The following is a 7773-nucleotide window of genomic DNA, read 5'->3' as shown; positions in this document are numbered from 1 at the left end:
GGCCCCCCCCCCCCCCGCGCGGGGGCCCGCGGGGCCCCCCCCCGCGGGCGGGCCCCCCCGGCCCCCCGCCCCCCCCGACCGGTCGAACGCGGCGCGCGCTCCCGGGTGACCGCGCGCCCTACCCGACGGGCCTGGTCGGCGGCTCCCACCACCCGGTCACGCCCTCCGGCCACTCGAACGCGCCCAGCGCGTCCTCCTTGGCCGGGTCCGGCGGGTCGACTTCGCGCAGGTAGAGGTCGTACCAGCCGGTGGTGAGGCCCAGCCCGCCGGCGGCGCTGGGCGTCTCGACGGCGTTCGGCACCCCGAACACCGGGTGCAGCAGCCGGTCGGCGACCGACGCCACCCCGATGCTCTCCGGCCACTCCAGCCACCACCGGTCGGCCTGCGGCAGGGAGCGCAGCCAGGGCACGCGGCTGAACAGGTGGTAGCGGCGCAGCACCGCGCTGCCCAGGCCGGTCGGCCGGGGGTGCTCGGCGAGGTGCTCGCGCTCGGCGTCGGACAGCGGGCCGTCGATGAGAGGTCCGTGCAGGTCACGACCCCGCATGAGGGTGCGGACGTAGGTCATGCCCACCTCCCACGCCTCGTCGTCCACGCCGGACAGGACGACGCTCGCGTCGAGGTCGAGCAGCCGGAGCTCGACCGACCTCGGGTGCCGCTCGACCCGGAGCCCCGCGACGCCGGCCACCCACCGGTCCTCCTGGCGGGGCAGCGCCTCGTAGAGCAGCGGGCCGAGGGCGTGCTCGGCGAGGTGCACGCGCAGGCCGTCGCCGGGTTCGACGGAGCGGAACACGTGCGCCGGGCGCAGCATCGAGGCCGGCGGCTTGAGCTGGAGGTGGGCGGACGCGTCCGTCGCGCTCTGCAGCACGACGCACTCCAGCGTGCGCTGGTCGTCGGTGCGGGCGTCGGGGAGGAAGAGGCCGCGCACGTCGGAAGGGTCGCCCGCGCCGCTGCCGGCGCGCCGGCTGTCGACCCGGTCCCCGGTGCGGGTGTCGAGGGCGGCGGCCACGCGGTGGCGGCGGTCCTCGGGGAGGTCGTGCAGGACGTGCTTGACCGCCGGTGCGGCCTGGCTGAGGTTCTCGCCGGTGTAGGCCCGGCGGAGGTCGACCAGCTGTTCGGTCAACGACGAACGTGACATCGCGGTCCTCGCTCCCGCCGCCCGGCTCGGCGCACAAGGACGCGTACTCGCGTCACACGGTTGAGTGAACACTGCTGTGATCGGGGCCAGGGGTGCCTACACCCTGCGGCGGATCGCGCCACCCGGTTGCCGGGGAGTGGCTCCAGCCTCACGTCTGCCCACACACGCCGGGATCGACGGTACCAGGTGTGGCCTCCGGCCCCCGATTCCATTTTCGCACGGGGGGCCGACAGTTCGGGCGCTCGCCGCTTCACGCCCAGCGCTTCACGTCCGGCGCTTCGTGCTCGGTGCTCCTTGCTCGGTGCTTCGCGTTGGCGGTCGGCGGTTCGGGGTTCACGCCTGGCCGCTTCGCACTGGGGGGTGATCGGGCGTCGGCGGCGGTGGGGATGATCGCTGCGGGAAGGTGTTCACAGTTGACGTTGAGAATGCCGGCGTGGGCGGTTGTGGATGTTCGGGGAGTGGCGTTCACACGTTTCCCGGGGCGGTGGTGGGCGACGTTCGGCGTGAGCCGATTGCGGTTCGGTGATCGACGTTGCGCGTTGCGCAGAAATCTTCGGCGACCATTCCCGTTCCTACCCTTCCGCCTTCGGCGAAGGTGCCCGACCACCGTCCGAGGAGGCAGGGCGGAGGGATGGTCGTGCTGGGGCTGAGCACCAGGGTTGCGGCGCACCCGTTGCCCGCCGCCGGGCGCGGTCCCTAGCTTCGGGCGCATGGCGAACGGCGCTGAGCGGTTGGTCGAGGTGTTGGGCGCGCACGGGGTCGAGGTCGTGTTCGGGTTGCCCGGGGTGCACAACCTGCCGCTCTGGGAAGCCCTGCGGCGCTCGGACGTCCGGCTGGTCCCCGTCCGGCACGAGCAGACCGCCGGCTACGCCGCGGACGGGTACGCGCGAGCCACCGGCCGGCTCGGCGTCGCGCTGGTCACCACCGGGCCGGGTGCGGCGAACTGCCTGGCCGCGACCGGCGAGGCACGGGCGTCGGGCTCCCCCGTCCTGGTCGTGGCGACCGACGTCCCGTCCACCCTGCGCCGCCCCGGCGAGTACCGGGGCGCCCTGCACGAGACCCGCGACCAGCGCGCGATGTTCCTGCCGGTCGTGAAGGACGGGTGGGTGCCGCACTCCGCCGACGCCCTCGGCGGCTGCGCCGACAGCGCCGCGCGCCTCGCCACCACCGCCCCGCACGGACCGGTCTACCTGGGCGTCCCGACCGACTTCCTCACCGCCGACGCCGGGGCGTGGTCCCCCGTGCCGACCACCGAACGGCCCGTGCCCGACCTCGGACCGGGCGTCGAACTGGTCGGGCGGTGCGCGAACCCCCTGATCTGGGCGGGCGGTGGCGCGCAGCGGGCCGGGGCGGGGCCGGCGGTCGGGGCGCTCGCCGACGCGCTGGACGCGCCCGTGGTCACCACGTACGGGGCGCGCGGCCTGGTGGACCACCCGCACGTCGTGCACGGGCCGGTGCACCTGCCCGAGGTGGGCGCGCTGTGGGACGACGCCGACCTGGTGATCGGCATCGGCAGCGACTTCGACGGGATGATGACCCAGAACTGGTCCCAGCCGCCGCGCCCGCTGCTCGCCGTGAACGTCGAGCCGACCCGCAACTACCCGCCGGACGTGGCGCTGCGCGGCGACGCCCGGGTCGTCACCGACGCCCTGGCGCGCGCACTCCCCCGCCGCACGACCCGCCGCGCCGCGCGGCGGGTGGCCGAGCTGAACGCCGTGGTGCGCGCGGCCGTCCTGGACGACGAGCCGCAGGCCGCCGCGCTGCTGGACGCGCTGGAGGGCCACCGCGTGGTCGCGGACATGTGCGTGGCGGGCTACTGGGTCGGCGGCTTCCAGCGGGTCACCCGGCCGCGCGGCCTGGCCTACCCGGTGGGCTGGGGCACGCTGGGCTTCGGCTTCCCGGCGGCGCTGGGCGCGGCGCTGACGGGACGGGTCGTGGCGGTGTGCGGGGACGGCGGGTTCCTGTTCGCGTGCGGCGACCTGGCGACCGCGCGCCAGGAGCGGCTGCCGGTCACCGTCGTGCTGGTGGACGACGGCGGGTACGGCATGTTGCGCTACGACCAGGCCGGCGCGGGCCACCCGGCGCACGGCGTGGACCTGGTCGGCCCGGACTTCGTCGCGCTGGCCCGGAGCTTCGGCGTCGAAGCGTCCGAAGTGGATGGTTTCGGCGGCGCGTTCCCCGATCGCCTGGCGGAGTTCACCGGGCGCGACGGGCCGAACGTGATCGTGGTGCGGGCGGCGCTGCGACCCCCGGTCACCACCTCGCCCCGCTGGTACCGTAGGGTTCGAACATGAGTTCGAACAGAACGTGGCCGGTCGCGGCGGCGGACGACGAGCTGCGGCTGCTGACCGACTTCCTGCACTTCCTGCGCCTCACGGCGGTGTCGAAGGTCGAGGGGCTGGACTTCGAGCACGCCTCGGCCACCCCGGTCCCGACCTCCCCGGTGGTCAGCGCGCTCGGCGTGCTGCGGCACCTCACCGCCGTGGAGCGCTGGTGGCTGTCCATCGAGGCGGGCGGCGTCGACCTGCCGTCGCTGTGGGGCGCGGACGCGGACGCCTCGTGGCAGCTGCACGACGGCGACACCGTCGAGTCGGTGGTCGCCGAGTACCGCGCCGAGTGGGAGCTGTCCGCCGAGGCGCTGCGGGGGTTGCGCCCGGACGACCGGACGCGCGGCGACCACCAGGGCAACAACCGGACCGTGCGCTGGGTGCTGGCCCACCTGGTCCAGGAGACCGGCCGGCACGTCGGCCACCTGGACCTCCTGCGCGAGCTGGCGGACGGCGCCAAGGGCGAGTAGGTCAGACCCGGGTGAGGTGCTCGCCGGCGACCTGGTCGCACGCCGATCCCAACGCCGCCAACGCGTCCCGCAACAACGGGTTCGCGTTGGTGGTCCGGTGCACGGCGAACACGTGCCGCCGCAGCGGTTTCCCGCGCAACGGCCGGCCGACCACGCCGGCCGTGGGCTGGTAGCCGAGCGCCGGCACCAGGGCCACGCCGACACCGGCCCGGACGAGTCCGCACACCACGCCGTAGTCGTTGCTGCGGAACGAGATCCTCGGCGTGAACCCGTGCGCCGCGCACAGCCGCACGGCGCAGGTCGCGCCGGCGGTGCCGTCCCGGCTGGAGATCCACCGCTCGTCGGCCAGCTCCTCCACCCGGACCTGCGCGCGGCCCGCCGGGTGGCCGTCGGGCAGCACGACGAGCAACGCCTCGTCCAGCAGCGGGGTCGCGGTCAGCTCCTCCGGCCACGTGCGCGGCACCAGGTCGTAGGCGTAGACCAGCGCCAGGTCGATCGTGCCGGCGAGCACCTGCGCCAGCAGGTCGTCCGGTTCGCCCTCGTCCAACCCGATCTCCGCGTCCGGCCGCTCGGTGACCAGCAGCGCCACCGCGTGCGGGACGACCCGCGCGGACGCGGTCGGGAACGTGCCCAGCCGCACCCGGCCGCGCCGGCCGCCGACCAGACCGGCGATCTCGTCCTCGAAGCCCTCCAACGCGGCCAGCAGCTCCGCGCCGCGCTCGGCGATGAACACTGCCGCCGACGACGGCCGGACGCTGTGCGCCTCGCGCTCGAACAGGGCCACCCCGACCGCCCGCTCGAACGCCGAGACCTGTTGAGACACCGCCGAGGCGGTGTACCCGAGGGACCTCGCCGCGGCGGCGAACGAGCCGGTCGCCACCACTTCCACCAGCGTGCGCAGGTGCACCGGGTTGAGCACCAGGCGAGCTTATGCTCGACGCAGCGAGGTTTCACCCTCCGGGGGCTTGGCACCCCCCGCCGGGCACACCAGGGTTGGGCCCATGACCTACGTGTCCACGAATCCGGCCGACCTCAACGACGTCGTCGCGCGCGTCGACCTCGTCGGTGCCGAGGAGTTCGCCGCCGCCGCCCGGCTCGCCCGGCAGGCGCAGCGGGGGTGGGCGGGCGTGCCCGCACCCGTGCGCGGGCAGGTGGTCGCCAACATCGGCAGGCTCGTCGAGGCCAACGCCGAGGCGCTGGCCCGGATCGTGACCAGGGAGATCGGCAAGCCGCTGGCAGAGGCGCGCGGCGAGGTGCAGGAGATCGTGGACACCTGCGCGTTCTTCGTCGGCGAGGGCCGCCGGCTCTACGGGCAGACGGTCCCCTCGGAGATGCCGGACAAGCAGCTGTTCACCTTCCGCAACCCGGTGGGGGTGACGGCGTTCGTCACCGCCGGCAACTTCCCGGTGGCGGTGCCGTCCTGGTACGTCATCCCCGCGCTGCTGTGCGGGAACACGGCGGTGTGGAAGCCCGCCGAGTACTCCGCCGCGTCCGCGCAGGCGCTCTACGACATCTTCACCTCCGCCGGGCTGCCCGAGAGCGTGCTGAACCTGGTGTTCGCCGAGGGCTCGCAGACCTACCGGGGGCTGGAGCTGGCGCTGGAGCGCGGCCTGGTGGACAAGGTCGGGTTCACCGGCTCGTCGGAGGTCGGCGCGCTGGTCGGCGAGCTGTGCGGGCGGCACCTCCAGTCGCCGTGCCTGGAGCTGGGCGGCAAGAACCCCATGGTGGTCACCGAGGACGCGGACCTCGACCTGGCCGTGCAGGGCGCGCTGTTCTCCGGTTTCGGCACCGGCGGGCAGCGGTGCACGTCGCTGGGCACGGCGATCGTCCACGAGTCGGTGCACGACGAGTTCCTCCGCCGGTTCGCGGAGGCGACCGAGAACGCGGTGGTCGGCGACCCGTTCGGCGACGTGCTGTACGGGCCGGTGCTGGACGGGAAGTTCGCGGTGGGCTTCGAGAAGTACCTCGGCTGGATCCGCGACCACCACACCGTGCACGGGTCGACCGGCGTCGGCCGGATCACCGAGTCCAACCCCCGCAAGGGTTTCCTCGGCGACCCGGACGGCGGCCTGTTCTACCACCCGGTGATCGTGGCGGGCGTGCGGCCCGACGACGAGGTGTTCCGGCACGAGACGTTCGGGCCGCTGGTCGGCGTGACCCCCTACCGCGACCTGGACGAGGCGGTGGAGCTGGCGAACCTGCCCGGGTACGGCCTGTCCAGCGCCATCTACACCACCGACCCCGCCAAGGTGTTCGCGTTCCGGTCCGGGATCGGCGCGGGCATGGTCAGCGTCAACAACTCCACGTCCGGCGCGGAGGCGCACCTGCCGTTCGGCGGGAACGGCAAGTCGGGCAACGGTTCCCGCCAGTCCGGGGTGTGGGTGCTCGACCAGTTCACCCGGTGGCAGTCGCTCAACTGGGACTACTCCGGGGTGTTGCAGAGGGCGCAGCTCGACACGCTCGCCGTCGACGCGGACCTCGACTTCCGGCTGGACGGGTGAGGACGGCGTCCGACGTGCCGGCCCTGGTGGACGTGATGCCCCTGCGGGGCAGGCGGGTCGCCGTGCAGGGGTGCGGCGCGGCGGGCGCGGTGTCGCGCGAGCTGCGCGCGAACGCCGCGTCCGTGGTGGCGGAGAGCGCCGAGCGCGGCACGACGACGCACGACGCGGCGCGGGCCGTCGCGCAGGACCGGGTGCCGGCCGCCATGCGGTTGAAGGGCCGCGCCGCGTGAGTGCGCTGGGCGGCCTGGTCGTCGCCGACTTCGGCCGGGTGCTCGCCGCCCCGTACGCCACGATGATGCTGGCGGACCTGGGCGCGGAGGTGGTGAAGGTCGAGCACCCGCGCGGTGACGAGACGCGGGAGTGGGGGCCGCCGCACGCGCACGGCCACGCCACCTACTACCTGTCGGTCAACCGGAACAAGGAGTCCCGGACGATCGACCTGGCCACGCCGGCGGGCGTCGCGGCGGCCCGGGAGCTGGTGCTCGGCGCGGACGTGCTGGTGGAGAACTTCCGACCGGGCACCATGCGGCGGTTCGGGCTCGACTACGAGTCGCTGCGGGACGTCCACAAAGGACTCGTCTACTGCTCGGTGACCGGGTTCGGCAGCGGCGCGGGTGCCGCGCTGCCCGGCTACGACCTGCTGGTGCAGGCCGTGGGCGGGCTGATGAGCGTGACCGGCGCGGACGAGCCGACCAAGGTCGGCGTGGCCCTGGTCGACGTGCTGACCGGGGTGCACGCGGCGCTGGGCGTGCTGGCCGCGCTGCGCCACCGGGACCGGACCGGGTGCGGCCAGCGGGTCGAGGTCGACCTGCTGTCGGTCCTGCTGTCCGGCATGGCCAACCAGAGCGCGGGCTACACGCTCGCCGGCGTGGTGCCGGGCCGGCTGGGCAACCGGCACCCGTCCATCGCGCCTTACGAGGTGTTCCCGACCGCCGACGCGCCGCTGGCGCTCGCGGTGGGCAACGACCGGCAGTTCACCCGGCTGTGCGCCGCGCTGGACGTGCCGCCGGACGACCGGTTCGCGACCAACGCGCTGCGGGTGGCGCACGTGGACGCCCTGTCCGGCCTGCTCGCCGCGCGGCTGCGCACCCGGCCGGCCGGCGACTGGACCGCCCTGCTGACCCCGCTGGGCGTGCCGTGCGGGCCGGTGAACGACCTGGCCGGCGCGTTCGCCCTCGCCGAGTCGCTGGGTTTGGACCCGGTCGCCGAGGTCGGCGGGATGCGCCTGCCCGCCAACCCGATCCGGCTGTCCGCCACCCCGGCCACCTACCGCCGGCCGCCGCCGGACCGGGCCGGTCCGCCGGGTCCCGCGAACCGGTGATCCCGACTCCTGGCCGTAG

Annotated in this window: 7 protein-coding genes; 5 read left to right on the top strand and 2 right to left on the bottom strand. The window is 74.7% G+C overall.

Features of this window, described 5'->3' with window-relative positions; genetic code table 11:
- Nucleotides 1–118: 118 nt before the first annotated feature.
- Entirely contained in the window at nt 119–1120 is a 1002-nt protein-coding gene (locus tag AB0I60_RS29365) for a hypothetical protein (protein WP_360735299.1), read from the bottom strand.
- A gap of 725 nt (nt 1121–1845) precedes the next feature.
- Between AB0I60_RS29365 and AB0I60_RS29360 the strand changes: the two genes are divergently transcribed.
- Both AB0I60_RS29360 and AB0I60_RS29355 read left to right on the top strand, forming a co-directional pair.
- On the top strand, nt 1846–3429 hold the full coding sequence (locus tag AB0I60_RS29360; RefSeq protein ID WP_360735297.1) for a thiamine pyrophosphate-binding protein: 1584 nt from the start codon (nt 1846–1848) through the stop codon (nt 3427–3429).
- A complete protein-coding gene (locus AB0I60_RS29355; RefSeq protein ID WP_360735295.1) occupies nt 3426–3932 on the top strand; it encodes a DUF664 domain-containing protein in 507 nt (168 codons plus the stop codon). Before AB0I60_RS29360 ends, AB0I60_RS29355 begins: the two co-directional genes overlap by 4 nt.
- A 1-nt stretch (nt 3933) precedes the next feature.
- Here the strand turns inward: AB0I60_RS29355 and AB0I60_RS29350 are convergent, their stop codons facing one another.
- The gene (locus AB0I60_RS29350) at nt 3934–4851 is read right to left on the bottom strand and encodes a LysR family transcriptional regulator (RefSeq protein ID WP_360735293.1); all 918 of its coding nucleotides are present in this window, start codon (nt 4849–4851) and stop codon (nt 3934–3936) included.
- An 82-nt stretch (nt 4852–4933) separates the two neighbouring features.
- Here AB0I60_RS29350 and AB0I60_RS29345 point away from each other — a divergent pair, with 82 nt between their 5' ends.
- The 3 genes from AB0I60_RS29345 to AB0I60_RS29335 are packed head-to-tail and all read left to right on the top strand — an operon-like array spanning nt 4934 to nt 7754.
- A complete protein-coding gene (locus AB0I60_RS29345) occupies nt 4934–6433 on the top strand; it encodes an aldehyde dehydrogenase family protein (RefSeq protein ID WP_360735291.1) in 1500 nt (499 codons plus the stop codon).
- A complete protein-coding gene (locus AB0I60_RS29340; protein WP_360735289.1) occupies nt 6430–6663 on the top strand; it encodes a hypothetical protein in 234 nt (77 codons plus the stop codon). The genes AB0I60_RS29345 and AB0I60_RS29340 overlap by 4 nt, the downstream gene beginning before the upstream one ends.
- A complete protein-coding gene (locus tag AB0I60_RS29335; RefSeq protein WP_360735287.1) occupies nt 6660–7754 on the top strand; it encodes a CoA transferase in 1095 nt (364 codons plus the stop codon). The genes AB0I60_RS29340 and AB0I60_RS29335 overlap by 4 nt, the downstream gene beginning before the upstream one ends.
- Nucleotides 7755–7773 lie beyond the last annotated feature (19 nt).

The organism is Actinosynnema sp. NPDC050436 (assembly GCF_040655415.1).
Lineage (GTDB): Bacteria > Actinomycetota > Actinomycetes > Mycobacteriales > Pseudonocardiaceae > Actinosynnema.
Note: the sequence above shows the minus strand (reverse complement) of the source record. Positions and strands in the feature narration are given on the sequence as shown.